The organism is Rhodococcus sp. DMU2021, from assembly GCF_019641445.1.
In the GTDB taxonomy this organism is placed as follows: Bacteria; Actinomycetota; Actinomycetes; order Mycobacteriales; family Mycobacteriaceae; genus Rhodococcus; species Rhodococcus pyridinivorans.
Genome location: NZ_JAIFKB010000103.1, coordinates 1 through 687, shown reverse-complemented (window position 1 = coordinate 687; position 687 = coordinate 1). Strand labels below are relative to the sequence as shown.

The following is a 687-nucleotide window of genomic DNA, read 5'->3' as shown; positions in this document are numbered from 1 at the left end:
AGAAGGTGAGCACGTCCACGACCTGCCGGAGTTCATTTCCGCCGAGTTCGTCACCCGCACCGACACGATGTATGCGCTGTCCAAGGACGGCCCCGGCTCGTCCTCGGCGATCTCGAGTGCCCTGGTCGGGCAGATCCTTACCTGCGCCGAGGAATACTCCGAGCAGCAGGAATCGGAGCGGATGCCGATCCCGCTGACGGCGGTGCTCGACGAGGCCGCCAACATCTGCAAGATCGAGGACCTGCCGCGCTGGTACTCGCACTTCGGTGGCCGCGGCATCATCCTCATCACCTTCTTCCAGTCCCCCTCCCAAGGGGAGAAGGTCTGGGGTCGCGAAGCGTTCAAGTCGATGGTCGATGCGTGCAGCGTGATCTGGTACGGCGGCAATGTCGAAGACGACGCCTTCCTGTCGGGTCTGGTCGATGCCGTGGGCACCCACTACGTCGACACCGAGTCCCGCAGCCGCCCTACCGGCTTCTTTTCCAGCGGTCAGGCGAGTGTGTCGAGCAGCTGGCAGAAGGAAACCATCTTCGACAAGCGGGACCTGCGGGCGCTGCCGAAAACCCGGGCGCTGGTGACGATCGGTGGCTCCACCCCGATCCTGGTCCGCAAGGCGTTCTGGGGGAATTCGCCGTTCGCCGAGGCGATCCGCCAGTCCCAGCAGGAAAGCAAGCAGCTCGGCCCTGC

General features: G+C 64.8%; 1 protein-coding gene. It reads left to right on the top strand.

Annotation, left to right across the window (positions count from 1 at the left end):
* On the top strand, positions 1-687 hold a 687-nt coding region (locus K3M35_RS25850), incomplete at both ends, for a type IV secretory system conjugative DNA transfer family protein (protein ID WP_220667297.1).